This window comes from Leptospira kanakyensis (genome assembly GCF_004769235.1).
Classification (GTDB): domain Bacteria; phylum Spirochaetota; class Leptospiria; order Leptospirales; family Leptospiraceae; genus Leptospira_A; species Leptospira_A kanakyensis.
The window spans coordinates 1-858 of sequence record NZ_RQFG01000007.1; the positions used below are offsets into that span (position 1 = coordinate 1).

An 858-nucleotide genomic window follows, 5' to 3' on the forward strand; every position below is an offset into this window, starting at 1 on the left:
AGTCTAGTTCGTTATGCGTAATTGCTGCAAAACATTGGTTTTATCAAAAAATAGCAAATTTTCCAAAAAATTCAATAAATAGGAGATGAAAAATAGTTTGATTTTTGAATTTCAATAACATACGTTTTTATATAACAATCATGAAGTCTTTAAGTTTCCAAGTTCCCGATCAAATAGATCTAAATGAATATGATTTCAAAATGGCAATGGCTGTTAAGTTGTATGAAACGGGTAAAATATCTATAGGCCAAGCTGCCGATATTGTCAATCTTTCGAAATCATCCTTAATTGATGTTATGAAGAATTATGGTTCTTCTATTCTATTTGGATATTCTACAGATGATCTTAAAAATGATTTAGAGAATGCCTGAAGTAATTTCAAATACAAGTTGCTTAATTCTTCTTTCAAAAATACGACAACTTGATCTTTTAAATACTTTATACAATTCGATTATAATAACTGATACAGTAAAAACTGAATTCGGTGAAAATATACCAGACTTTATAAAAATCAAAAACCCTAACCAAGAATTTTCTGTTAAATCTCTAGAACAAATTTTAGATAGTGGAGAAGCATCTACTATCGCTCTAGCACTAGAGACAAAAAACTCTCTAGTTATCTTGGATGATTTAAAAGCTAGAAAAATTGCAAAAAATCTCGGACTAAAAATAACTGGAACCCTTGGAATTTTAGCGAAAGCAAAAAAACTAGGAATAATAGATGATTTAGAAAAACAGATCAATGAACTTCAAAGAAAAGGTATCTGGATCTCTGAATCAGTAATTAACGAAATCCGTAAAATAGACAAATCAACAAATTAAAAGCAGCAACTACGCATAACAGCGACTAACCGCTTC

At 29.5% G+C, this 858-nt stretch carries 2 protein-coding genes; both read left to right on the forward strand.

Annotated features, from left to right (window positions below):
- Positions 1 to 140: 140 nt before the first annotated feature.
- The gene (locus EHQ16_RS07910; RefSeq protein ID WP_135575080.1) at positions 141 to 371 is read left to right on the forward strand and encodes a UPF0175 family protein; all 231 of its coding nucleotides are present in this window, start codon (positions 141 to 143) and stop codon (positions 369 to 371) included.
- Positions 364 to 822, forward strand: a complete 459-nt coding sequence (locus tag EHQ16_RS07915; RefSeq protein WP_135631311.1) for a PIN domain-containing protein — start codon at positions 364 to 366, stop codon at positions 820 to 822. Before EHQ16_RS07910 ends, EHQ16_RS07915 begins: the two co-directional genes overlap by 8 nt.
- Positions 823 to 858: the final 36 nt, after the last annotated feature.

What these genes read in the sequence shown, in the direction of transcription:
- EHQ16_RS07910 (WP_135575080.1), top strand. Translation starts at nt 141, where the DNA reads ATGAAGTCTTTAAGTTTCCAAGTTCCCGATCAAATAGATCTAAATGAA.
- EHQ16_RS07915 (WP_135631311.1), top strand. Translation starts at nt 364, where the DNA reads ATGCCTGAAGTAATTTCAAATACAAGTTGCTTAATTCTTCTTTCAAAA.